Origin of the sequence: Aliihoeflea sp. 40Bstr573 (genome assembly GCF_024105655.1) — a bacterium.
Lineage (GTDB): Bacteria > Pseudomonadota > Alphaproteobacteria > Rhizobiales > Rhizobiaceae > Aliihoeflea.
The window spans coordinates 79,187-102,972 of record NZ_JAAAMH010000012.1 but is presented as its reverse complement, the minus strand read 5'-3'; the positions used below and the strand labels follow the sequence as shown (position 1 = coordinate 102,972).

18 protein-coding genes are annotated in these 23,786 nt (G+C 65.0%); 7 read left to right on the top strand and 11 right to left on the bottom strand.

Annotated elements, in window-relative coordinates:
* Window positions 1-13: 13 nt before the first annotated feature.
* The 4 genes from GTK01_RS15100 to GTK01_RS15085 all read right to left on the bottom strand — a co-directional run bounded on the left by GTK01_RS15100 (window position 14) and on the right by GTK01_RS15085 (window position 4,188).
* Window positions 14-469 (bottom strand): OsmC family protein, encoded by a 456-nt coding sequence (locus tag GTK01_RS15100; RefSeq protein WP_252927323.1) that lies wholly within the window; start codon window positions 467-469, stop codon window positions 14-16.
* A gap of 9 nt (window positions 470-478) precedes the next feature.
* The gene (locus GTK01_RS15095) at window positions 479-1,585 is read right to left on the bottom strand and encodes an acyl-CoA dehydrogenase family protein (protein WP_252927410.1); all 1,107 of its coding nucleotides are present in this window, start codon (window positions 1,583-1,585) and stop codon (window positions 479-481) included.
* Window positions 1,586-1,751: 166 nt separating this feature from the next.
* A complete protein-coding gene (locus tag GTK01_RS15090) occupies window positions 1,752-3,548 on the bottom strand; it encodes an acyl-CoA dehydrogenase C-terminal domain-containing protein (protein ID WP_252927321.1) in 1,797 nt (598 codons plus the stop codon).
* Window positions 3,549-3,735: 187 nt separating this feature from the next.
* Window positions 3,736-4,188 (bottom strand): MerR family DNA-binding transcriptional regulator, encoded by a 453-nt coding sequence (locus GTK01_RS15085; protein ID WP_371924356.1) that lies wholly within the window; start codon window positions 4,186-4,188, stop codon window positions 3,736-3,738.
* Between the two features lie 376 nt (window positions 4,189-4,564).
* Between GTK01_RS15085 and GTK01_RS15080 the strand changes: the two genes are divergently transcribed.
* From GTK01_RS15080 to GTK01_RS15070, 3 genes are all read left to right on the top strand, one after another.
* Window positions 4,565-7,999 (top strand): peptidoglycan-binding protein, encoded by a 3,435-nt coding sequence (locus GTK01_RS15080; RefSeq protein ID WP_252927319.1) that lies wholly within the window; start codon window positions 4,565-4,567, stop codon window positions 7,997-7,999.
* Between the two features lie 178 nt (window positions 8,000-8,177).
* Entirely contained in the window at window positions 8,178-9,101 is a 924-nt protein-coding gene (locus tag GTK01_RS15075) for a TSUP family transporter (protein WP_252927317.1), read from the top strand.
* Entirely contained in the window at window positions 9,102-9,887 is a 786-nt protein-coding gene (locus tag GTK01_RS15070; RefSeq protein ID WP_252927315.1) for a TIGR02186 family protein, read from the top strand. It abuts the gene before it with no gap.
* Here GTK01_RS15070 and pdeM read toward each other — a convergent pair.
* The 3 genes from pdeM to GTK01_RS15055 all read right to left on the bottom strand — a co-directional run bounded on the left by pdeM (window position 9,884) and on the right by GTK01_RS15055 (window position 14,122).
* The gene (pdeM, locus tag GTK01_RS15065) at window positions 9,884-10,594 is read right to left on the bottom strand and encodes a ligase-associated DNA damage response endonuclease PdeM (protein ID WP_252927314.1); all 711 of its coding nucleotides are present in this window, start codon (window positions 10,592-10,594) and stop codon (window positions 9,884-9,886) included. The two genes, GTK01_RS15070 and pdeM, sit on opposite strands and share 4 nt — an antisense overlap.
* Window positions 10,591-13,071, bottom strand: a complete 2,481-nt coding sequence (locus GTK01_RS15060) for a ligase-associated DNA damage response DEXH box helicase (RefSeq protein WP_252927405.1) — start codon at window positions 13,069-13,071, stop codon at window positions 10,591-10,593. Before GTK01_RS15060 ends, pdeM begins: the two co-directional genes overlap by 4 nt.
* Window positions 13,072-13,150: 79 nt before the next feature.
* Window positions 13,151-14,122, bottom strand: coding sequence for a methyltransferase domain-containing protein (locus GTK01_RS15055; protein ID WP_252927311.1), 972 nt, complete (start codon window positions 14,120-14,122; stop codon window positions 13,151-13,153).
* Between the two features lie 107 nt (window positions 14,123-14,229).
* Between GTK01_RS15055 and GTK01_RS15050 the strand changes: the two genes are divergently transcribed.
* A complete protein-coding gene (locus tag GTK01_RS15050; RefSeq protein WP_252927308.1) occupies window positions 14,230-15,240 on the top strand; it encodes a ligase-associated DNA damage response exonuclease in 1,011 nt (336 codons plus the stop codon).
* Window positions 15,240-16,844: a cisplatin damage response ATP-dependent DNA ligase gene (locus tag GTK01_RS15045; protein WP_252927306.1), complete on the top strand. Its 1,605-nt coding sequence runs from the start codon at window positions 15,240-15,242 to the stop codon at window positions 16,842-16,844. Before GTK01_RS15050 ends, GTK01_RS15045 begins: the two co-directional genes overlap by 1 nt.
* Here GTK01_RS15045 and GTK01_RS15040 read toward each other — a convergent pair whose 3' ends face one another.
* Window positions 16,845-17,879, bottom strand: coding sequence for a hypothetical protein (locus tag GTK01_RS15040; RefSeq protein ID WP_252927303.1), 1,035 nt, complete (start codon window positions 17,877-17,879; stop codon window positions 16,845-16,847).
* Between the two features lie 172 nt (window positions 17,880-18,051).
* Between GTK01_RS15040 and GTK01_RS15035 the strand changes: the two genes are divergently transcribed.
* A complete protein-coding gene (locus tag GTK01_RS15035; protein ID WP_252927301.1) occupies window positions 18,052-19,005 on the top strand; it encodes a nitronate monooxygenase family protein in 954 nt (317 codons plus the stop codon).
* A complete protein-coding gene (locus GTK01_RS15030; RefSeq protein ID WP_252927299.1) occupies window positions 19,002-19,916 on the top strand; it encodes a DMT family transporter in 915 nt (304 codons plus the stop codon). The genes GTK01_RS15035 and GTK01_RS15030 overlap by 4 nt, the downstream gene beginning before the upstream one ends.
* A gap of 39 nt (window positions 19,917-19,955) precedes the next feature.
* Here GTK01_RS15030 and GTK01_RS15025 read toward each other — a convergent pair whose 3' ends face one another.
* From GTK01_RS15025 to GTK01_RS15015, 3 genes are read right to left on the bottom strand one after another with little or no spacing between them, the layout of a single operon-like run.
* Window positions 19,956-20,756: a xanthine dehydrogenase family protein subunit M gene (locus tag GTK01_RS15025; protein WP_252927298.1), complete on the bottom strand. Its 801-nt coding sequence runs from the start codon at window positions 20,754-20,756 to the stop codon at window positions 19,956-19,958.
* 11 nt (window positions 20,757-20,767) lie between these two features.
* On the bottom strand, window positions 20,768-23,122 hold the full coding sequence (locus GTK01_RS15020) for a xanthine dehydrogenase family protein molybdopterin-binding subunit (RefSeq protein WP_252927296.1): 2,355 nt from the start codon (window positions 23,120-23,122) through the stop codon (window positions 20,768-20,770).
* Window positions 23,123-23,179: 57 nt separating this feature from the next.
* Complete coding sequence (locus GTK01_RS15015; protein WP_252927295.1) at window positions 23,180-23,671, bottom strand: (2Fe-2S)-binding protein; 492 nt, start codon at window positions 23,669-23,671, stop codon at window positions 23,180-23,182.
* Window positions 23,672-23,786 lie beyond the last annotated feature (115 nt).

The following is a 23,786-nucleotide window of genomic DNA, read 5'->3' as shown; positions in this document are numbered from 1 at the left end:
TCTCCTCTGATCCTCAGAACTGGGGTTCGACCGTCACATCGGTCGTGACCGAATTGGCAATGAAGCAGGCGTCATGCGCCTTGTGATGCAACTCTTCGATGGTCGCTGCATCGCCGTCGCATTCGACGCGCGGGCGAAGCGTGACCTTGACGATGGCCATGCGGCCATGCGCATTCTTCGCCATCGTGCCCTCTGCCCGATCCATATAGGAACGGATGTCGATCTTCGCCCGTCTGGCAAAATCGAGAAACCACAGCATGTGGCAGGAGGCGAGCGAGGCGACGAACATTTCCTCCGGGTCGATGGCGGCGGCGTCGCTATGGGGTGCGGGCACGAGGGCGGGCGAAGCGGATGCCGCCAAGATCGCTCCGCCATCGAAGCGCAACTCGTGAACACGCGAATAGCGGCCTGCAAGGAAGTCCGCTCCGGCTTCCCGCGTCCAGCTCAGTTCGGCGACGTGCTGCGACATTCGTTCTCCTCAGAGCGAGCGGGCGATCAGGAGCTTCATGATCTCGTTGGTGCCGCCATAGATGCGCTGGACACGGGCGTCGCGGAACATGCGCGCGATCGGATATTCGTTCATGTAACCGTAGCCGCCGAAGAGCTGCAGACACTCGTCGACGATCTTGTTCTGCAGGTCCGACAGCCAGTACTTCGCCATGGAGGCGGTGACCGGGTCGAGGCCGCCGTTCACGTGGCGCGCGACGCAGTCATTGTAGAAAACGCGGCCGACCGTCGCCTCGGTCTTCAGTTCGGCAAGCTTGAATTGGGTGTTCTGGAAATCGATGACGGCCTTGCCGAAGGCCTTGCGCTCCTTGACGTAGTCGATGGTAAGCGACAGCGCGCGCTCGATCATGGCGATGGCGCCGGCGCCGATCTGCAGGCGTTCCTGCGGCAATTGCTGCATCAACTGGATGAAGCCCTGCCCTTCCTCGTGGCCAAGGAGATTGGAGGTCGGGACGCGCACATCGTTGAAGAAGAGCTCGGACGTGTCGTTCGATTTCAGGCCGATCTTGTCGAGGTTGCGGCCGCGCTCGAAGCCCTCGACCTCGTCGGTCTCGACGACGATCAGCGACGTGCCCTTGGCGCCGGCCGACGGATCAGTCTTGGCGACGACGATGATGAGGTTGGCAAGCTGGCCGTTGGTGATGAAGGTCTTGGAACCGTTGATGCGGTAGTGGTTGCCGTCCTTCTCCGCGCGCGTCTTGACGCCCTGGAGGTCGGAACCGGCGCCCGGCTCGGTCATGGCGATGGCGCCAATCAGCTCGCCGGATGCCATCTTCGGCAGCCACTTCTTTTTCTGCTCCTCGGAGCCGTAGTGGAGGATGTAGGGCGCGACGATGGAATTGTGCAGCGAGATGCCGAAGCCGTCGACGCCGACATGGCCGATCGCCTCGATGATGGCGCTCTCATGGGCGTAGGTGCCGCCCGAACCGCCATACTCTTCCGGCATGGAGGCGCAAAGAAGGCCCGCCTCGCCAGCCTTCTTCCAGCTCTCGCGGTCGAAGCACTCGGCCTTTTCGAATTCCTCATAGCGCGGCGCGATCTCGGCATCGAGAAACTTCTCGGCCATATCGTAGAGCATGGCGACATCGTCGCCGGCCCAATCGGGTTTTGGCAGGCCGAGAACTGTTGCGGGATGCGTTGCCAATAGGGTCTCCTCCGATGACCGTGCCCCCTCTTCCGGGCGCGGCCAAATTGGTAGCAAAAAAGTTCAAGCCTGAACAGATCAGGCCCGAACACGGCCGAGCTTAGAAGGCGTCCGCCGAAAGTGCCATCATGGAATCCGCGCCCGACGAAATGCGGGCGAGATGGGCCGACGTCTCGGGCATCAGGCGATCCATGAAGAAGCGCGCGGTGGCGAGCTTGTTCTCGTAGAACGCGGCCGAACCGTTGGCGCCTTCGCTAAGCTTTTCCTGCGCGGTCTTGGCCATCATGGCCCACATGTAGCCGAGCGAGACGAGGCCGAAGAGATGCATGTAGTCGGTCGAGGCGGCGCCGGCATTGTCGGGCTTGCCCATCGCGTTCTGCATCAACCACATGGTGGCGGCCTGGAGATCGTTGAGGCCCTTCTTCAGCGACTTGGTGTAGGGCGCCATCTTCTCGTCCGCGCGGTTTTCCTCGCAGAAGGCGCCCACATCCTTGAAGAAGGCCTGGACGGCGCGGCCGCCATTCTGGCCGAGCTTGCGGCCGACGAGGTCGAGCGCCTGGATGCCGTTGGCGCCCTCATAGATCTGCGCGATGCGGGCATCGCGCACGAACTGGCTCATGCCCCATTCCTCGATATAGCCATGGCCGCCATAGACCTGCTGCGCCATGACGGCATTGTCGAAGCCCTTGTCGGTCAGGACGCCCTTGATGACCGGCGTCATGAGGCTCATGTGATCCTCCGCCTGTTCGCGCTCCTTCGCGTCCTCGGAGCGGTGGGCGACGTCCGACTTCAGCGCGGTCCACAGGATCAGCGCGCGGCCGGCCTCGTTGATGGCGCGCATGGTCATCAGCTTGCGGCGGATATCGGGGTGGACGATGATCGGGTCGGCCTTCTTCTCCGGCGCCTTTGCGCCCGATAGCGAGCGGCCCTGGATACGGTCCTTGGCGTAAACGACAGCGTTCTGGTAGGCGATTTCAGAGATCGACAGGCCCTGCAGCCCGACGCCGAGGCGCGCCTCGTTCATCATCACGAACATGGCCTTCAGGCCGCCATTCTCCTGGCCGATCAAAACGCCTTCGGCCTCGTCATAGTTCATGACGCAGGTGGCGTTGCCATGAATGCCCATCTTCTCCTCGATGGAGCCGCAGGAGACGCCGTTCTTCTCCCCGGGATTGCCGTTCGCATCGAGCCTGAACTTCGGCACGATGAAGAGCGAGATGCCCTTGACGCCTTCCGGCGCGCCCTCGATGCGGGCGAGCACCAGGTGAATGATGTTCTCCGACATGTCGTGTTCGCCGGCCGAGATGAAGATCTTCTGGCCTGAAATCTTGTAGGTGCCGTCGCCGTTCGGCACGGCGCGGGTGCGCAGGAGACCGAGATCGGTGCCGCAATGCGGCTCGGTCAGGTTCATCGTGCCGGTCCAGACGCCCTCGACCATCTTCGGCAGATAGGCGTGTTTCTGCTCGTCCGAGCCATGGGCGAGGATCGCGGCGACAGCGCCTTGCGTCAGGCCGGGATACATCATCAGCGCCATGTTGGCGGATGACATGTATTCGCCGATCGCCGAATGGACCGTGTAAGGCAGACCCTGCCCGCCGAACTCGGCCGGCACGGAAAGCCCCATCCAGCCGCCTTCGCGATACTGATCGTAGGCCGTCTTGAAGCCCTTGGGCGTCGTCACCGAGCCGTCCTCGTGGCGGGTGCAGCCTTCTTCGTCGCCGACGCGGTTCAGCGGGTGCAGCACATTCTCGGCGAGCTTGGCGCCTTCCTGAAGGATTGCCTCCAGAACGTCCGGCGTCGCATCGGAGAAGCCGGCGAGATTGCCATAGCGCTCATAGCCGAGAACTTCATTCAGAACGAAAAGGGTGTCCGCGACGGGGGCCTTGTAGGTCGGCATGGCATTCCTCCGAAAGAAAGCTGAAAGCCCCTTTCCCGGTCCTGCCGGCGGGGCGCTGATCCGGAGAGGATGCCTATCAAACTTTGACGTTTGCGTAAACGTCAAAGTTTGATAGGCGCTGATCATCGCGCAACAAAAAAGCCGGCTCGCGAGGAGCCGGCTTCAGAAATGCTGAACGTCGGTTGGATCAGGCCGCGTTGGCGCGCTGACGCTCCTCGACCAGCGAGGCAATCCCGTCACGCGTCTGGCGCAGCTCCTCGATCGCCTCATCGAGCTGGCGGCGCTGTTCCTCCAGACGGGCGATCTGGCGCTCCGACTTGTCGAGGACGAAGCGGTACTGCTTCATGTTGGTGCCGCTCGGATCGTAGAGATCCATCATCTGCTTGATCTCGCGCAGCGAGAAGCCGACCTTGGTGCCGAAGGTGATGAGTTTGAGGCGCGCCAAGTCGCGGTGGGCATAAAGACGCGTCGTGCCTTCGCGCTTGGGCTGGATCAGCCCCTTGTCCTCGTAGAAGCGCAGCGTGCGCAGGCTGACGTCGAACTTGCGCGCGACATCGCCGATGCGCATCAGTTCGCTATTCTCGTCGCCCGATGCATTCGAAAAGGAGGCCACGTCAGTGCCGGCCGGCATGATGTTCATGTCAGATCCCGTGATTCTTGATTCGGTTCGCTTGTCGCGAAAATTTGTGGCGAGGCGAAGGACGCCTTCGCGAATAAGTCCCCTGCTTTCCGTAAGGCAAGCGAGGCATGGGGCGCGCATATAATCCGAGACGGAATGTGCTGCAAGTGCGAAACGTTCGGCTGCGCCACTTTGCGCAGCGACGCCTGGGCCAGCCACTCGACTTTGGTAAGTTTGGTTAACGGCTTGTTTACCATGGATGAGGAAAGGTGCTTTCCAGCGACTCACCGTGATCTGTCTCGTATTTCGTTCCTCACGGCGTGGATCCTCCGGCGCCGGGACGCGCCGGAACGTCAACGGGTCCGGCGATAGCCGGCAGAGGGCAACGGGCGGCACGATGACACACAAGCAGGCTTATCTCGATGCTTTGAACAGCGGCCGGCGGCGGCGCCCGACGACCTCGATCGATGATCTCAACCGCACACTGGCGGAACTCGAGTCACGCATTTCAGGACGCGGCGACGAGCCCGCGGCACCGATCGCGGCAGAAAAGCTCGCCGCAGACTTCGATGCGCAGCGTCGACGTGAGGAAAGCGTCGAAGCCGCCGGCTCGATCGCAGCGGAACTGAAACTCCTGCGCGACGACCTCAACGCCAAGCTGGCGACAGGCATCGAGCGCGAATTCGCCGCACTGAAGACGCAGATCGAAGGGGCCCGCGCCGCACCCACCGCGTGCCGCGCCGATGAAATCTCCGGCGAGGTCGACCGTCTCGGCGGCATGATCGACGCGCTCGCCGCCCGCGGCGGCGAAGACAATGCGATCCGTCTGCAGGCCGAGATGGAGGAAATCCGGCAGGCTCTCGCCGACGTGGCGCGCGAATCGACCGCCGAGAAGCGTTGGGACGATCTCGACCGTCGGCTCGACGCCTTTGCCGGCCCCGAATCCGATCTCGTAAAGGGCATCCAGAGCCGCCTCGAAGAACTCGGCAGCGTGGTATCGACCTTGCCCGAACCGGCTGCGATGCGTGCGCTCGACGAGAAGCTCAAGGTGCTCGCCGCCGCCATGGACCGCTTCGCGCAAAAGCAAGGCCCGCTCGGCGACGGCGCACTGTCGCTGATCGACGAGCGCCTCGACGAAATCTCCCGCGCCATCGCCGCCTCGGCCGGTGCCGGGCGCGGCCTCATCGTCGACGGCAAGCCGTTCGACCGCATCGAGGCGCGGATCGGCTCGCTTGCCAAGCAGATCGACGAACTGATCGAGGATCGTCCGACCGCCGACATCGGCGCGCAGATCGCGGCCATGAGCGAGCGGATCGACGAGATTGCCACCCGCGCCGCGATGCCGCACGAAGCGATGGCGCGGCTCGCCGAGCAGATGAGCGCCATTGCCGGCAAGGTCGACGCCATTCCCGCCTCGCCGGACATTTCGGAAATCTTCAAGGGCGTGGAAAGCCGCTTCGCCGCTTTCTCGCAGACCATCGACGAGCGCAGCGCAGCAGGCGCGGCAAAGAGCGAGCAGCTCTTCGCTGAGTTGGACCAGCGCCTGGGCGCGCTTGCCGAGCGGCTCGAAACGGTTCAGGCCGCTCCGTCTCATGACGCGCTGATGGCGGCGATGGACGAGCGGCTTGCCGCCTTCGCCGACAGTTTCGAAACACGTCTCGGCGGCATTTCGCAGCGCCTGGAAACGACGACCGCAACACTCGTCTCGATCGACCCCGATCTGGTCAAGAGCCTCGAGGCGCAGGTCGCGGGTCTGGCCGAAGCGATCCAGTCCCCATCACGCATACCGGCCGAGTTCGAGGATGTCGCGCCGCGTCTCGAGCGCCTGGAGCGCATCATCGCCGACAACCATGCCGCAATGCTCGAATCCGCGCGCGATGCCGCCGAACAGGCCGCGCGTGCACTCGGCACGACCGGCTCGCGCGACAACGACGTCGTGCAGGGCCTTGCCGACGATCTGCGCGCGCTCGAGGGGCTCGCGCGTCGCTCCGACGAGCGCAACACCAAAACCTTCGAGGCGATCCACGACACGCTCCTGAAGATCGTCGAACGCCTCGGCGCGATGGAATATGAGGGGCAGGAGGAGCATGAGCCCGCGCGCGTCGACATTGCAGCGGCGCCCGCGCTTCACGCCGATGTCGACGACATGTCGATGGAGCCGAGCCTCGAAGCGGACGACCCGACGATCACGGCAGCCGATGCGTCGGCCAGCACCGAACAGCGGCGCTCCATGATCGCCCGGGTCCTGGGTCGCAAGCGGCGGGAAAAGGACGATGCGCAAGCAGCGCCGGCCGTTGCGGCGCCCGAATTCGAACTCGACGCGCCGATCGATCCCGCGATCGTCAACCAGCCAATCGAGCCCGGCCACGGCTCGCCGGACTTGAACGCCATCATGCGCCGCGTTCGTGACGAGCGTTCGGTTCAGGGGAAGGAAAACACCGCACCTAACGTCGATGCCAAGGCCGACTTCATCGCGGCCGCACGTCGCGCCGCGCAGGCCGCAGCCGCCGAGGCCGAGGCCCTGAAATCCGGCAAGTCCGCCGACGGCTCGCAGCGCTTCAGCCTGGCCAAGCTCCTCAAGTCGAAAAACCGCGCCGTCTCGATGGGCATCATCGCGGTAACGCTCGCCCTTGCCGGCGTGCAGATCGGCAAGACGCTGACGAGCGAGGATGCGGTGGCCGCCGCGGAGCCTGCTGAAGCCGTGACACTTGCCGCAGTGGCAGCAGCGGAAACGTCCGAAAAGATCGAGCCGGCGCTAGACGCCGCCGAACCCACCGCCGTACGCGACCTGACCGCGATGGCGAAGACGCCAGCGCCGAAGATAGAAGCGGCGAAACCGGTGGCCGCTTCGGTCCAGCCGGTGGCGGCAGACGCCCCAATGGCGACCGCGTCGATCACGCCGGACGTGCGCAATCCCGCCCCTATCCAGCCGCAGCCGCAAGCCGCAGCAGCATCACCGACCGAGGAGGCGCCGCGCGTCGCTGCCGTGCCGCTGGAGGCTGGAAATGCCGTTCTGCGCGAAGCGGCCGAGGCGGGCGATGCAAAAGCGTGGTTCGAAATCGGCAACCGTTACGCCGAAGGTCGCGGCGTTGCCGCCGACATGAAGGCAGCAGCCGTCTGGTATGAAAGTGCTGCCAAGGCCGGCCTTGCGCCGGCGCAGTACCGCCTCGCCAACATGCTCGAAAAGGGAACGGGCGTCGAGCGCGACCTGCCGCGCGCGATCGACCTTTACGAACAGGCCGCCGCCAAGGGCAATGCGAGCGCCATGCACAATCTCGCCGTCCTCCACGCGATGGGCGCAAGCGGGCGCGCCGACAACGAGGCGGCGGCACGCAACTTCACAAGGGCCGCTGAACTGGGCGTGCGCGACAGCCAGTTCAATCTGGGCATCCTTGCCGCCAAGGGCGTCGGCATGAAGCAGGACCTCGCGGCCGCCTACAAATGGTTCGCGATCGTGGCCGAAGCCGGCGATGCGGATGCCGCAGGCAAGCGCGACGACGTCGGCAAGCTCCTTTCGCCCGCCGATCTCGACAAGGCAAAGAAAGCCGTCGAGCTGTGGTCGCCCAAGCCGCTCGACGAGGCGGCCAATTCCGTTACGGTACCGGAGGCCTGGACCGAAGACATGCAGGCGACCGCAGGGGTGGATCTGAACGCGGCGATCAAGCGGGTCCAGGCGATCCTCAACGCCAATGGCTACGATGCCGGCACGCCGGACGGGATCATGGGAACCAGGACCACGTCGGCCATCGCGTCCTTCCAGAAGGACAACGAAATGGAGCCGACGGGACGGATCGACGAGCCGCTGGTGCGCGCCCTTCTCGCGCTCGGCTGAGACCGTTCTGCCACCTTCTTGCAACCAAACGCCCGCCTCAATCGGCGGGCGCAACTTTTTGCGGCAAAGTAGGCGCCGGCGGTTTGACTTCGCCTCATTCAAAGCGCAAGAACAACCCTGCCTCGACCATGAAATCCAAGGGTAATCCCCCTTCCCGAACACTGAGCGAGATGAGCCGGTGGGCATCTATCTCCCGATCGCCGAATTGTCCGTCAACATGCTGGTTCTACTCGGCATGGGATGGGCGGTCGGCTTCCTGTCGGGCATGTTCGGCGTCGGCGGCGGGTTCCTGATCACGCCGCTTTTGATCTTCTACAACATCCCCCCCGCCATCGCAGTCGCAACGGGCGCCAACCAGGTTGTGGCCTCGTCCGTATCGGGCGTTCTCGCGCATGTGAAAAAGGGGACGCTCGACTTCAAGCTCGGCACGGTGCTGCTGCTCGGCGGCATCTTCGGCTCGACGATCGGCGTCTTCGTCTTTGCTTTCCTGCGCCGGCTCGGCCAGCTCGATCTGGTCGTCTCGCTGCTCTATGTCGGGCTGCTCGGCACGGTCGGGGGCCTGATGCTGGCCGAAAGCATCCGCGCGCTGCGGCGTGCCAAGGGCGGGCAGGCTGCAAGCCTGCGCAAGCCGGGCCAGCACAACTGGATCCACCGTCTGCCGCTCAAGATGCGGTTTCGCACTTCGAAGCTCTTCGTCAGCGTCATTCCCGTGCTCGGCCTGGGCGCCGCCATCGGGTTTCTCGCCTCGATCATGGGCGTCGGCGGCGGCTTCATCATGGTGCCGGCGCTGATCTATCTTCTCAAGGTGCCGACCAACGTCGTCATCGGCACCTCGCTTTTCCAGATCATCTTCGTGGCCGCCTACACGACGATCGTCCACGCCGCGACCAACCAGGCGGTCGACATCGTCCTGGCCTTCCTCCTGATGATCGGCGGCGTGGCGGGCGCGCAGTATGGCGCGCGCGCCGGGCAGAAGCTGCGCGGCGAACAGTTGCGCGCGCTGCTCGCGCTGCTCGTGCTGATGGTTGCGGGACGCCTTGCCGTCGACCTCTTCGTACCGCCAGCAAGCCCCTATTCGCTCGCGATCGCGGGGAGCATGTAGATGCGCGCGCTGCTGGCCGTCCTCGCCATCGTCGCGCCAATGGCTCCTGCACAGGCGCAGGACGCCGATGCGCCCGAATCCTTCCAGATCGGCCTGTCGACCAACCGGGTCGCGATCTCGTCCGACTTTTCGGGCGCGGACCTGACGATCTTCGGCGCGCTCGACAATGCCGACCAGATGCTCGCGCGGCAGGGGCGCTACGACATCGTCGTCGTGCTCGAAGGTCCGGCGCGGCCGATCGTCGTGCGCAAGAAGACGCGCGTGCTCGGCGTGTGGATCAATACCGAGTCGCAAAGCTTCACCAGCGTTCCCGTCTCCTACTCGGTTGCGACGACGCGGCCTCTGCAGGACGTGACGCAACCGCAGGTCTACCGCCAGCTTGCGCTGGGATCGGAAAACATCTTCCTGCGCGCGGTCGAGGAGGAAGGCCAGCGCGATCCGGCGAAGGTCGCGGAATTCACCGCGGCGCTGCGAGAGCAAAAGCGCGCTGCCGGCCTCTACAACGAGCGCGTGGGCGGCGTGCAGTTTCTCTCGCCGAGCCTTTTTCGCGCTACCGTTGCGCTCGCGCCCAACGTGCCCGTCGGCACGCACCGCGCCCGCGCCTTCCTCTTTCGCAACGGAACGTTCGTGAAGGAAACCTCGGCCCAGCTCACGATCGTCAAGGCGGGCCTCGAACAGCGCATCTATCGTACGGCACAGGAGAACGGGCTTCTGTTCGGAATCTTCGCCGTGTTCCTCGCCGTCGTCACCGGCTGGCTCGGCCGGATGATCTTCAAGCGGGATTAGTCGGCGCGCAGGAGACGTCGGTCCATCGGATAGACCCGATCGGTGCCGAGCATGTAGGCGACGAAATTGTTGGGGCAGAAGAGGTTCGCAAACGCGCGATCGAGGACGTTGAGCGCGCCCGTGAACGAGCCGAAGGCTGGCATGATCAAGCGGTTGCCGTCGGCGGCGAAGCAGCGGCGGCGCACCGAGCGGCCGCGCTGGACGATGCGCGCGCCCGGGTGGAGATGACCCGCGATTTCGCCGGCCAGCCGCCCGGCCGAAGGCTCGTGGCGGAAGACGACATTGCCGATGCCGAGCTCCTCTATGGTGGCGCCGGGCAAATCGGCCGGCTTTTCAGGATCGTGATTGCCGGCGACCCAGAACCAGTCGCGGCCCTTCATCAGCGCGAGAAGCTGGTCGCGATAGGCGGACGGCATCCGCGCGGCGCCGCCGATATCGTCGAAGCTGTCGCCGAGCGAGACAACCATCGCCGGATCGTAGTCCGCGATGACAGCTGCGAGGCGTGCCAGCGTCGCGGCGGTATCGTAAGGTGGGAGCATGTAGCCGCGGCGGGCAAAGCGCGAGCCTTTTTCCAGATGCAGGTCGGAGACGGCAAGCAGCTCCATTTCGGGGAAGTAGGCCACGCCGCGCGCATCGCAGACCACGCGCTCGCCGCGAACGGCAGTTTCGCTGGTGGCTGAAAAACGGCCCTGCGTCGTCACATTCATTGCGTACCCATTGCCTCGTCGATCAGACTGTCCGCGGCTTCGCCCAGAAGTTCCTCCTCGGCTCCACCCGCCACGCGCTCCTTGCCGATCTCGAGCATGACCGGAACGGCGAGCGGCGAAATGCGCGGAAGGTCCTTATGCATGATTCGACCCTTCACCCGCGAGAGCATCTCACCAAGCCTCCTGACATCCAGAAGCCCCGTGGCCGCATCCGCGCGCGTGGCGCGCAGCAGGATATGGTCGGGATCATGACTGCGCAGGACGTCATAGATCAGGTCGGCCGAGACCGTCACCTGCCGGCCGGACTTCTCCTTGCCCGGGTGGCGACGCTCGATCAAGCCGGCAATCACGGCGCAATTGCGGAAGGTGCGCTTCAACAGCCAGCTATCGGCGAGCCACGCGTCGAGGTCGTCGCCCAGCATGTCCTCGTCGAAGAGTTCGCCGAAGGTGAGCTTTCCCGAGCGATGCAGCGCGCCCATGTCGCGCAGGCCCCAGATCGCGATGGCGTAGTCGGTGGCGACGAAACCGAGCGGACGGGCACCGCCGCGCTCCAGCCGGCGTGTCAGCAGCATGCCCAGCGTCTGGTGCGCGAGGCGGCCTTCGAACGGATAGGCGACCATGTAAAACCGGTTGCCGCGCGGAAAGGTCTCGATCAGGAGATCGTCGCGGCTCGGCAGGACCGATTTCGCCTTCTGGATCGCCAGCCATTCGGCGACCTGTTCGGGAAGGCGGTGCCAGCGGGACGGATCTGCGAGCATGGCGCGCACCTCGGCGGCAAGATAGGTCGACAGGGGAAATTTTCCGCCGCCATAGGAGGGGACGAGCGCATCCGCTCCCGGCGCCGGCGTCACGTAGCATTCGTTCTCGCGGATACCGGCAAAGCGTACGACCTGGCCGGCAAAGATGAAGGTGTCGCCAGGCGTCAGCGTCTCGAGGAAATATTCCTCGATCTTGCCAAGCGAATAGCCGCCCGCCAAAGCGCTCTTCGTCTTTCCGCGCACGAGGCGGATGTTCAGCATCGGCGCCTCGACAATGGTGCCGACATTGAGGCGGTATTGCTGCGCGATCATGGGATGCGAGACGCGCCAGCGGCCGTCCTTCATCTGGCGGATGCGGGCGAAGCGCTCATAGGTGCGCAGCGCATAGCCGCCGGTCGCGACGAAATCGACGATCCGGTCGAAAGTCTCGCGGTCGAGGCCGACGTAAGGCGAGGCACTGACCATCTCCTGGTAAAGATCGTCGGCAAAGAAGGGCTCGGCGCAGGCCATGCCCATGACGTGCTGGGCGAGGACGTCAAGCCCGCCCTCGCCCACCGAGGGCGTGTCCTGCGCGCCGAGATAATTCGCGTCGAGCGCGGCCTGGCATTCCAGCACCTCGAACCGGTTTGCCGGCACGAGAATGGCGCGGCTCGGCTCGTCCATGCGGTGGTTGGAGCGGCCGATGCGCTGGGCGAGGCGGCTCGCGCCCTTCGGTGCGCCGACATGGACGACGAGGTCGACGTCGCCCCAGTCGATGCCGAGGTCGAGAGTCGACGTGGCCACGATGGCGCGCAGGCTGTTGGTTTCCATGGCCTTTTCCACGCGCCGGCGCTGGCCGACATCGAGCGAGCCGTGATGGAGCGCGATCGGCAGCGTGTCGGCGTTGACGTGCCAGAGTTCCTGGAAAAGGCGTTCGGCCTGGCTGCGCGTGTTGACGAAAAGCAGCGTGGTGCGGTGCGCCTTGATCGCCTCGTAGATCTCCGGGATCGAATATTGCGCCGAATGGCCGGCCCAGGGCACGCGCTCGGCGGATTCCAGGATGGTGATCTCCGGCTTTGCGCCGCCGGCGACCGTGATGCGGTCTGCCATCGCGCCAGGTTGGTTCTGGCTGACGAGCCAGCGGCGAAGTTCGTCCGGCTCGGCCACTGTCGCCGACAGGCCGATCGTGCGCAGGTCCGGTACGAACTTGCGCAGACGGGCAAGGCCGAGAGAGAGAAGCTGGCCGCGCTTGGAGGTGACCAGCGCGTGGAGTTCATCGAAGATCACGTAGCGCAGATCGGCGAAGAAGCGCTCGGCATCCTTCGAGGCCAGCATCAGCGCGAGTTGTTCGGGGGTCGTCAGGAGGATGTCCGGCGGTGCCTGCTTCTGGCGCTGGCGCTTGTGCGCGGGCGTATCGCCCGTGCGCGTCTCCATCGAGATCGGCAGACCCATTTCGGTGACCGGCCGGGTCAGGTTTCGCTCGATGTCGACGGCGAGCGCCTTCAGGGGCGATAGGTAGAGCGTGTGGACGCCCTGCGCCGCTGCGCCCGGCCTGCGCTTGCCGCGCCGCGCCAAGTCGACCAGGGACGGCATGAAGCCGGCGAGCGTCTTGCCGGCGCCTGTCGGTGCTATGAGAAGGACGGAACGGCCAGCTTCTGCCCGCGCGAGCAGATCGAGCTGGTGCGCGCGCGGCTGCCAGCCGCGCAGGGCAAACCAGCGCGTGAAGGCCTCGGGCAGCATTGTCGCGCCTTCGAGCGCGCCGTCGTCGAGCGGTCGGTTCACGGACGAGATGTAGCGCCGGGTCGGCGATGCGCCAAGGTCAGTGAGGGTGCGCGTCGAGGATGGGCGCTTCGTCGACCGACGCGTCCACACGTGCGGGCAGCGACCGACGCTCGGCGAGGACGATCAGGCCGGCGACGTCTGCGCCGCGGTCCCGCCGGATGATCGCGTCATTCATGTTGACGAGATCGAAGCCGTTTTCGGCGAGGAGGCGGCGCAGATAGTCCGGCGCGTGGGCGTAGCGGCGAGATTCGCCCAGTTGGAGATCGCCGGCGCCATCGTGACGCTCGACCGAGAAAGCGAAGAGGCCACCCGGCACGAGCGCGGCCGCGACCTCGGCGAAGATGCGCTCCAGCCGCCCGACATAGAGGAAGACGTCTGCGGCGGTGACGAGATCGGCCACGTTGCGCTCGGTCTCGAAGGTGAGAAGGTCCTGCCGTTCCAGCCGATCATAGACACCCTTGGCGCGCGCCTTTTTCAGCATGTTTTCGGACAGGTCGCCGCCTTGGAGGAAGCTCGTCATCGCGCGCAACCGCTCCCCCATCAGGCCGGTGCCGCAGCCCAGATCGAGCGCATGGGCGAAGCTGGTGCGGCCCGTCGCGCGCAGGGCGTCGGCGATCAGCTCGGGCACGCGGTAGCCAAGCTTCTGCACGAGTTCTGCGTCGAACTTGCCAGCATACTGGTCGAACAGCGTCTCGGCGAAGGCGCTCGAAATGCCGCCGGCATTCTCGATCGCGCCGACAAGTTCGAGCTTCAGGGCCGCCCCGAGCCGGTCGGCAGGGTCGTGCCGCAGCGCCTCGCGCCAGGCGTCGGCAGCGCCCGCGATCTCGCCTGCCGCCTCGCGCATCTCGCCGAGGCGGAACCAGCCCGTTGCCCAGCCGGGCGCAAGCGCCATCGTGTCGGCCATCAGTTCTGAAGCGGCGGCATGCTCTCCGGATGCGAACAGCATTTCAGCATAGTCCGCGCGCCGGTCGGCCGCGACGTTGCCGGACGAATACAAAATAGGCTTCATTTTCGAAGGGGCTCGCTGCCCATGATCGGGCGCGCGGCTTATCTGCCAATTCGAGCGCTTTCGCAATCCCTTTCCGTGCGGGCCGGAAATCCTATCTGTTGTGAACCATGAACCCGCACCATCTGCTGATCCCGCGTCCCGAAGGTCTCTACTGCCCGCCCGGCGATTTCTTCATCGATCCGGTGCGCCCGGTTTCGCGTGCGCTGATCACGCACGGCCATGCCGACCATGCGCGGCCTGGCCATGCCCATGTGCTGGCGACGCGGCAGACGCTCGACATCATGGGCATCCGCTATGGCGAGAATTTCGCCGGCTCGTCGCAACCGATCGATTTCGGCGAGAGCCTCGATATCAACGGCGTGAGGGTCTCGTTCCATCCGGCGGGGCATGTCCTCGGTTCGGCGCAGATCGCGGTCGAGAAGGACGGACTGCGAATCGTCGCGTCTGGCGACTACAAGCGGCGGCCGGATGCGACGGCGCAGGAATTCGAGCCGGTCGAATGCGACGTCTTCATCACCGAGGCGACCTTCGCGCTGCCCGTCTTCCGCCACCCCGACGACAGGTTGGAGATCGCGCGGCTCTTGAAATCCGTCCGGCAGTTTCCCGAGCGCGCGCATCTCGTCGGCGCCTATGCACTCGGCAAGGCGCAGCGCGTCATCAAGCTCATCCGCCAGGCAGGCCACAACGAGCCGATCTATATCCACGGCGCGCTACAGAAGCTGTGCGACTACTACCAGAGCCAGGGCATCGATCTTGGGCCGCTCGAACCGGCGACCATCGAGCGTGGGTCAAAATCGCAGTTCGCCGGGGCCATCGTGGTCGGCACGCCGTCCGCCTTCGCCGACCGCTGGGCGCGACGCTTTCCCGATCCAGTCGCCTCCTTCGCATCGGGCTGGATGCGGATCCGGCAGCGGGTGAAACAGCGCGGCGTGGAACTGCCGCTGATCATCTCCGACCATTCCGACTGGGACGAACTGATCGCCACGATCCGCGAGGTGAAGGCCGGCGAGGTCTGGGTCACGCATGGCCGCGAGGAGGCGCTGGTGCGCTGGTGCGAGCTCAACGGCATCAAGGCGCGTCCGCTGCATCTCTTCGGATATGAGGACGAAGCAGAGTAATGGACCGGTTTGCGGAACTGCTCGACCGTTTGCTGATCACCTCTTCGCGCAACGCGAAGCTGACCTTGATGCAGGACTATTTCCGCGAGGCGCCCGACCCCGATCGCGGCCTTGCTTTGGCGGCGATCACCGGCAATCTCTCGTTCAACGCGGTCAAGCCCGGCGTGCTGCGGTCATTGATGGCCGAGCGCATGGACGAGACGCTGTTCGCCTATTCCTACGACTATGTCGGCGACCTTGCCGAAACGGTCTCGCTGGTCTGGGGCATCGATGCGCAGGTCGAGGCCATTCCCGGCGGGGTGTCGCTTTCCGAAGCTGTCGAGCGGCTCCATTCGGCCAGCCGATCCGACGCGCCGAAAGTGCTCGCGGGCCTCCTCGACCGCATGGAGACGGCGTCCCGCTTTGCGGTCCTGAAGCTCGTCACCGGCGGGCTTCGCGTTGGCGTATCGGCCCGGCTCGCCAAGCAGGCGCTGGCCGATTACGGCAAGGTGCACGTCCACGAGATCGAAGAATTGTGGCACGGGCTGGAGCCGCCCTATCTCAGCCTTTTCGCCTGGCTCGACGGCAAGGGCGAGAAGCCTGTTCACGCCGCCCGCGCGATGTTCCGGCCGGTCATGCTGTCGAACGCAGTGGAAGAATCCGACCTGACGCGCATCGTACCGGCAGACTATGCGGCGGAATGGAAATGGGACGGCATTCGTGTCCAGGTGGTCTGCGAGGACGGTGTCGCGCGACTTTATTCACGCACCGGAGACGACATTTCGGGCACCTTCCCCGACCTTCTGGAATCGATGGATTTCAACGCTGCGATCGACGGCGAACTGCTCGTCGGCGCGCCCGGCGGCAACACCGGCACCTTCTCCGACCTGCAGCAGCGGCTCAACCGCAAGGTCGTGACGCCGAAGATCCAGAAGCAGTTTCCGGCCTTCGTGCGATGCTACGACCTTCTGCAACTTAGCGACGAGGATCTGCGCAAGCTGCCCTTCGCCGAGCGGCGGCAGCGGCTTGAGGCCTTCGTGGCGACGCTGGACGCGACCCGCTTCGACCTGTCGCCCCTGGTCGATTTCGCCGCGTGGGAGGAACTCGACACCATGCGCCAGACGCCGCCGCATCCGGTGATCGAGGGGGTGATGCTGAAGCGGCTCGACTCAACCTATGTGCCGGGCCGGCCAAAGGGTCCCTGGTTCAAGTGGAAACGCAATCCCTATACGGTGGATGCCGTTCTGATGTACGCGCAGCGCGGGCACGGCAAGCGCTCGAGCTTTTATTCGGACTATACGTTCGGCGTGTGGACCGGGCCGGGGGACCAGCCGGAACTGGTGCCGGTCGGCAAGGCCTATTTCGGCTTCACCGACGAGGAACTGAAACGGCTCGACAAATACATCCGCGACAACACGATCGACCGCTTCGGGCCTGTGCGATCGGTGCGGGCGGAGCCCGACCATGGGCTCGTCATCGAGGTTGCGTTCGAAGGACTCAACCGCTCGACGCGGCACAAGTCGGGCGTTGCCATGCGCTTCCCGCGCGTCTCGCGGCTCAGATGGGACAAGCCGGCCGGCGAAGCGGACCGGCTCGACGCGCTTTTGTCGATGCTCGACGGCTGATCACTCGGCCGGCCGCATGAGGATCGCGAAAATATCGACCCCGCGTCCCGCGCCCGTAACGTCGGTGTTGACGGTGATCGTGCTCGTATTGGCGGCGGAGCCTTGCGGCAGGGCGACCTCGAAGAGGTGATCCTCCTGCGTCGTCCCGACATCGTAACGCGTGCGTCCGCAATTGCCGAGGGCGCCGAAATCGCATTCGACCGAAATCTGCGTCCCCTCCCCTTCGATGCCGCGCGCGACGATGTTGAACACGACGCGCTGGCCGGCGAAACGATCGAGCAGGTTCTGGCCGACGGTGAACGCGATCGGCGCACCCGACGCGCCCGAGCGGATGCGCATATAGCTGCCGGCCTCGTCCTGCGTCGCCTCGGCCGATGCGCCTTCCGGCGGCGCGACGAGCTCGATATCCGCCGGCTCGAATATCGTGGTCCAGCCGGCATCGGCACTTGCGCCGTCGGCGGAAAGCGCGGGCGGGCCGGACTGGCCGCGGCTTTCGTTGATCGCGGCCTCAATCTGGCGCATGTCCGCGCCGATGAAATGGCCGAAATTGGCGTAGGCCCACCACAGTCCGGTGCCGATGACTGCCAGAATGACGAGGCCAGTGGCAATCGACAGCATGCGGCCGCTGCCGCGTTTCCTGGGCTTGCGCTCCCTTGCAGTTCGCGCCTGGTCGAGCCGGACGGGCCGGCGCGCGGGCGCGGCAAGCTCGGGCTCCAAACGCGAAGCCGCATCGACCGGCCCGACGCGTCGGTCTGCACGAAGCTCCGGCGCGACCGAAGGCGCCAGCGAGGCCGGCGCGGATGCGACGACCGGCTCGGGCGCCATCGCCGGGACATATTCCGTTTCGATCGCCTTGACGGTCGCCTGCAGAGCCTTGCGTCGCTTGATGGCGTTCTCGACCGTCAGTTCAGGCTTTTCCTTCAAGGAGCGGTCGAGTGCGGCAAATGCGGACCGATAGACCTTTTCACGGAAGGTCCGGTCGTCGTCATTTCCCTTGGCCAGGGCCCGTCTGATTGCTTGCTCGATCCCGTCCAAGCGGCACCCTTTTGTTGTTTACCGACCATTGACCATGATCGTTGCCACATCGTTAAACGTGCCGGGCGGCCGGTTCAATGGCGCGGCCAAGCCGAAAACCGGTTTCCACTTTTCGTGCCGATGCTCTAGTAACGACGTTTACGCAAACGTCAAATATCCATGGAGGACCCGAATGGCGCTGCCCGACATCCTTAAGACCAATCTGCGCATTCCCGTCGTCGGCTCGCCGCTCTTCATCATCTCCCATCCGCCCCTTGTGCTGGCCCAGTGCAAGGCGGGCATCGTCGGTTCCTTTCCGGCGCTGAACGCGCGCCCGGCATCGCAGCTCGACGAGTGGCTGGCCGAGATCACCGAGGATCTTGCGGCACATGATGCGGCCAACCCGCAGGCCAAGGCCGCGCCGTTCGCGGTCAACCAGATCGTTCACAAGTCGAACACGCGGCTCGAGGAAGATCTTGCGCTGTGCGTCAAGTACAAGGTGCCGATCGTCATCTCCTCGCTGGGCGCGGTCGAAGAGGTCAATCAGGCCGTGCATTCCTATGGCGGCATCGTGCTGCACGACATCATCCACGATCGCCATGCGCGCAACGCCATCAAGCGCGGCGCAGACGGGCTGATCGCGGTCGCAGCGGGAGCTGGCGGCCATGCCGGCACGCTCTCGCCCTTCGCCCTGGTCCAGGAAATCCGCCAGTGGTTCAACGGGCCGCTTTTGCTGTCGGGCGCGATCGCCAATGGCGGCGCGGTGCTTGCCGCCCAGGCTATGGGCGCGGACCTGGCCTATATCGGCTCGCCTTTCATCGCGACGCGGGAGGCGCGCGCGTCCGACGACTACAAGCAGATGATCGTCGATTCCAAGGCCGCAGACATCGTCTATTCCAACCTGTTTACCGGCGTCCACGGGAACTATCTGAAGGGCTCGGTCGAAAAGGCCGGCATGGACCCGAACAATCTGCCCGAATCCGACCCGTCCACGATGAATTTCGGCGGCGACAAGTCGAAGGCCTGGAAGGATATCTGGGGCTGCGGCCAGGGCATCGGCGCGGTCGATTCCGTGGTCGGCGCGGCCGAGCTGGTCGATCGGCTTGCCCGCGAATACCAGGACGCGAAGAAGAAGCTCGCAGCTTGAGCGACAGCGTCGCAAGGCACAGCCCGAAGGACGCGGCCGCTGCCGTCGGGCTGATGCTCCTTGCCTGCGCGCTGCTTGCCGCCACGACGCTCATCGCCAAAATGCTCGGGCCGGCGGGCGGCGACAGCCCGCTTCACCCGTTCCAGATTTCCGCAGGGCGCTTTTGCTTCGCCGCGCTTGTCCTGATGCCGTTTCTCGTCGCGGCGCGGCCGTCCTTCACCGGGACGCGGTGGACCAATCATGTCTTGCGGGTTCTGTTCGGCTGGGCGGGCGTGAGCGCACTTTTCGCCGCGTCCGGGCTCATGCGGCTTGCCGATGCCAACGCGATCTCGTTTCTCAACCCCGTCGTCGCGATGCTGCTTTCGATCCCGCTTCTGGGCGAGAAGGTCGGGCCGTGGCGTTGGGGAGCGGCGGCGGTCGCCTTCATCGGCGCGATGACCATCGTCCAGCCCGGTTCGGCCGCGTTTCAGCCGATCGCGCTGGTGGCGCTGGTCGCCGCGCTGTTCATGGGCGCCGAGGCAATCCTGATCAAGAAGCTCGCCGACAGCGAGCCGCCTCTGCGCATCCTGGCGATCAACAATTTCGCCGGCGCTGCCCTTGCCGCAACCGCGGCAAGCTTCGTGTGGGTCGCGCCGACACCGGGCCAATGGTTGCTCATGGCAACGCTCGGAACGACCATGATTTGCGTCCAGGCGCTGTTTATCCAGGCGCTTCGCCGCGGCGAGGCGAGCTTTGTGATGCCGTTTTTCTATCTGACGCTGATCTTCGCCGCAGGCTACGACTACGCGCTGTTTGCGGAAGTGCCTGCGCTCGCGAGCTGGATCGGCGCCGCGCTAATCATCGCCAGCGCGATCACCATCACATGGCGCGAACGGATCAGTCGCACGAAACGCGCCCGGACGAATTCGTAAGCCGAAGCGGGCGGGCGTTGCCGCCCGCCCGGTCGCATGTCAGCCGGCAGCCTTGGCGACAGCGCGCTTGGCCATCACCACCACGAGATTGGCGCGGTACTCCGACGAGGCGTGAATGTCCGACATCAGGTTCGATGAAGGCACCGTCGCGCCGTCGAGGGCGCTTGGCGCGAAGTTGGAGGCAAGCTTTTCCTCCAGCTCCTTGGCGCGGTAGACCCCGTTCTCGCCTGCACCCGTCACCGCAACGCGCACGCCGCCGGCGCTCTTGGCGACGAAGACGCCCGTCATCGCATAACGCGAGGCCGGGTTGCGGAACTTCTCGTAGCCGCAACGCTCCGGGGCGGTGAACTTCACCGCGGTGACGATCTCGTCGTCTTCCAGCGCCGTCTCGAACAGGCCGGTGAAAAAGGCGTCGGCCTTCAACTCGCGCTTGTTGGTCACGATCGTGCCGTCCACCGCCAACAGTGCGGCCGGATAGTCTTGCGCCGGGTCGTTGTTCGCGACCGAGCCGCCGATCGTGCCGAGATGGCGCACCAGCGGGTCGCCGATGTGGTTCGCCATGTAGTGCAGGGCGGGGCAGACGCTCTCGATCTCCTTCGACTGGGCGATGTCGGCATGGGTGGTGGCCGCGCCGATCTCGACTTCGCGGCCGGAGACCCTGATGCCCTTGAGCCCATCCACGTGCCGCAGGTCGATCAGGTCCGACGGGGCCGCGAGCCGCGTCTTCATGGCCGGGATGAGCGTCATTCCGCCAAGGAGATATTTGGCCTCATCGGCACCGGCGTGGACATTTGCGGCGTCCTCGAGGGAGGACGCGCGGTGATAATTGGTCTGGTACATGTGCGTTCCTCCTAGTGCCGCGTTGCTGCGTTGAGCGCCGCCCAGACCTTTTGCGGCGTGGCGGGCATCGTCAGGTCGTTGTTGCCGATCGCGTCGGTGATCGCGTTCATGACGGCCGGCGGGGAACCGATCGCGCCCGCCTCGCCGCAGCCCTTGATGCCGAGCGGATTGCCGGGGCAGATCGTCTCGGTCATCGGCACCTGGAAGGACGGCAGGTCGTCGGCGCGCGGCATGGTGTAGTCCATGTAGCTGCCGGTGACGAGCTGGCCGGTATTGCGGTCATAGGCGGCGCCTTCCAGAAGCGCCTGGCCGATGCCTTGCGCGAGCCCGCCATGAACCTGGCCTTCGACGATCATCGGATTGATGACGCGTCCGAAATCGTCGGCAGCGACGAACTGGACGATCTCGGTCTTGCCGGTCTCAGGATCGATCTCGACCTCGCAGATGTAGCAGCCGGACGGGAAGGTGAAGTTGGTCGGGTCGTAGAATGCACCCTCCTTGAGGCCCGGCTCCATGCCGCCCGGCAGATTGTGCGCGGTATAGGCGGCCAGTGCGAGCTGGAACCAGGGCACCGTCTTGTCGGTGCCTGCGACCTTGCACTCGCCATTCTCGATGACGATGTCGCCCTCATCGGCCTCCAAAATGTGCGCAGCGATCTTCTTCGCCTTGGCCTCGACCTTGTCGAGGGCCTTGACGATGGCCGACATGCCCACCGGACCGGAGCGCGAGCCGTATGTGCCCATGCCCATCTGCACCTTGTCGGTGTCGCCATGGACGATCGACACATTGTCCATCGGCAGGCCGAACCGGTCGCAGACGAGCTGCGCGAAAGTGGTCTCGTGCCCCTGGCCATGGCTGTGCGCGCCGGTCAGGACCTCGACCGTTCCGACCGCGTTCACGCGGACTTCGGCCGATTCCCAAAGGCCGACGCCGGCGCCGAGCGAGCCGACCGCCGCCGACGGCGCAATGCCGCAGGCCTCGATATAGCAGCTCATGCCGATGCCGCGCAGCTTGCCCCGGCTCTTCGCTTCCTCCTTGCGGCGGGCGAAGCCATCATAGTCGATCGCCTTCGTCGCGGCATCGATCAGCGCGTCGAAGTCACCGGAATCGTAATTCATGATCACCGGCGTCTGGTAGGGAAAGGACTTGATGAAGTTCTTCCGGCGCAGTTCGGCCGGCGAGATGCCGAGCTCGCGCGCGGCCGTCTCGACCAGGCGCTCCACCACAAAGGTCGCTTCGGGCCGTCCCGCGCCGCGATAGGCATCGACCGGACAGGTGTGCGTATAGACCGCCTTCACGTTGCAGTAGATCGCCGGGATCTCATACTGGCCGGACAGAAGCGTGGCGTAGAGATAGGTCGGCGTCGCGGAGGAGAAGAGCGACATGTAGGCGCCGAGATTGGCGATCGTGTCGGCGCGAAGCGCCGTGATCCTGTGGTCGGCATCGAGCGCGATCTCGGCCGTCGTCACGTGGTCGCGGGCATGGGCGTCCGTCAGGAAGCTTTCCGAACGGTCCGCCGTCCACTTCACCGGCACGCCGGTCTTCTTCGAGGCCCACAGGCAGGTGATCTCCTCGGGGTAGATGTAGATCTTGGAGCCGAATCCGCCGCCGACATCCGGCGCGATGACGCGCAGCTTGTTTTCCGGCGCAACATTATAGAACGCACTCATGACGAGGCGCGCCACGTGCGGGTTCTGCGAGGTCGTGTAGCAGGTGTAGTGATCCTCGGCCTTGTTGTAGTGGCCGATGGCCGAGCGCGGTTCGATCGCATTCGGGATCAGGCGATTGTTCAGGATGTCCAGCTTGACGCGGTGGGTCGCCTTCTCGAACGCGGCCTTGACGGCAGCCTCGTCGCCCACTTCCCAGTCGAAGGTCAGGTTGTTTTCCGCTTCGGGATGCACCTGCGGCGCGCCCGGATCCATCGCCTTTTCAGGCAGGATGACGGCCTCGAGTTCCTCGTAGTCGACTTCGACCGCTTCGGCGGCATCTCGGGCCTGAGCCTTCGTCTCTGCAACGACGATCGCCACGGCGTCGCCGACATAGCGCACCGTCTCCGTCGCCAGCGGCGACCAGGCGCCCATCTTCATCGGCGAGCCGTCCTTCGAATGGATCATCCAGCCACAGATGATGTTGCCGATGCCGTCGGCCTTCATTTCCGGGCCGGTCAGCACGTCGATGACGCCGGGCATCTGCCGCGCGGCGTCGGCGTCGATCCCGCGGATGCGCGCATGGGCATGCGGGCTTCTGACGAAGGCCGCGAACTTCATGCCGGGAACGACGAAATCGTCGGTGTAGCGCCCGGCGCCGGTGATGAATCTCTTGTCTTCCTTGCGCGCCACCCGGGCGCCAATGCCTTCAATTCCCATTTTCAGTACCTCCTCCGGTTACCGAATCGAGTGAACTTCCAAGGATCGGTCCGGCGGTCAGGCCGCCTGCGTCTCGTTCTTGCCGGCCATCGCCTTCGATGCGGCCAGGATCGCCTGGACGATGTTGTGGTATCCCGTGCAGCGGCAGATATTTCCTTCGAGATCGTTGCGCACTGTCTTCTCGTCCAGCCCTTCAGGATGACGGCGGACCATGTCGACGGCGGTCATGATCATGCCCGGCGTGCAGAAGCCGCACTGGAGACCATGATGTTCCTTGAAGGCGGCTTGCATCGGATGGAGTTCGGCGCCGGGGGCGAGGCCCTCGATGGTGGTGATTTCGGAGCCGGAGGCCTGGGCGGCGAGAATGGAGCAGGATTTGATGGCCTTGCCGTCCATGTGGACGACGCAAGCGCCGCATTGCGATGTGTCGCAACCGACATGGGTGCCCGTCAATCCGAGATTTTCCCGCAAATAATGTACGAGTAGGGTCCGGTCCTCCACACTACCCGAGACCTTGCGGCCATTCACGACCATTGAAACATCCGACATGCGTTCTCCCTCCATTTGAACTCCACGCCCGAAGGCATGGAGCGAAACTCTATCGCAGCTTGGCCAAGAGTCCACAGGCGCTGCAAGGACTTGCGACCATCGTCGCATCACATCG

Excerpts from the sequence above, each read along its gene's own strand:
- pdeM (WP_252927314.1), bottom strand. The coding sequence starts at position 10,594 with ATGAATGTGACGACGCAGGGCCGTTTTTCAGCCACCAGCGAAACTGCC.
- GTK01_RS15045 (WP_252927306.1), top strand. The coding sequence starts at position 15,240 with ATGGACCGGTTTGCGGAACTGCTCGACCGTTTGCTGATCACCTCTTCG.
- GTK01_RS15025 (WP_252927298.1), bottom strand. The coding sequence starts at position 20,756 with ATGTACCAGACCAATTATCACCGCGCGTCCTCCCTCGAGGACGCCGCA.
- GTK01_RS15095 (WP_252927410.1), bottom strand. The coding sequence starts at position 1,585 with ATGCTCTACGATATGGCCGAGAAGTTTCTCGATGCCGAGATCGCGCCG.
- GTK01_RS15050 (WP_252927308.1), top strand. The coding sequence starts at position 14,230 with ATGAACCCGCACCATCTGCTGATCCCGCGTCCCGAAGGTCTCTACTGC.
- GTK01_RS15080 (WP_252927319.1), top strand. The coding sequence starts at position 4,565 with ATGACACACAAGCAGGCTTATCTCGATGCTTTGAACAGCGGCCGGCGG.
- GTK01_RS15020 (WP_252927296.1), bottom strand. The coding sequence starts at position 23,122 with ATGGGAATTGAAGGCATTGGCGCCCGGGTGGCGCGCAAGGAAGACAAG.
- GTK01_RS15060 (WP_252927405.1), bottom strand. The coding sequence starts at position 13,071 with ATGCTGCCCGAGGCCTTCACGCGCTGGTTTGCCCTGCGCGGCTGGCAG.
- GTK01_RS15015 (WP_252927295.1), bottom strand. The coding sequence starts at position 23,671 with ATGTCGGATGTTTCAATGGTCGTGAATGGCCGCAAGGTCTCGGGTAGT.
- GTK01_RS15085 (WP_371924356.1), bottom strand. The coding sequence starts at position 4,188 with ATGAACATCATGCCGGCCGGCACTGACGTGGCCTCCTTTTCGAATGCA.
- GTK01_RS15090 (WP_252927321.1), bottom strand. The coding sequence starts at position 3,548 with ATGCCGACCTACAAGGCCCCCGTCGCGGACACCCTTTTCGTTCTGAAT.
- GTK01_RS15055 (WP_252927311.1), bottom strand. The coding sequence starts at position 14,122 with ATGAAGCCTATTTTGTATTCGTCCGGCAACGTCGCGGCCGACCGGCGC.
- GTK01_RS15070 (WP_252927315.1), top strand. The coding sequence starts at position 9,102 with ATGCGCGCGCTGCTGGCCGTCCTCGCCATCGTCGCGCCAATGGCTCCT.
- GTK01_RS15035 (WP_252927301.1), top strand. The coding sequence starts at position 18,052 with ATGGCGCTGCCCGACATCCTTAAGACCAATCTGCGCATTCCCGTCGTC.
- GTK01_RS15100 (WP_252927323.1), bottom strand. The coding sequence starts at position 469 with ATGTCGCAGCACGTCGCCGAACTGAGCTGGACGCGGGAAGCCGGAGCG.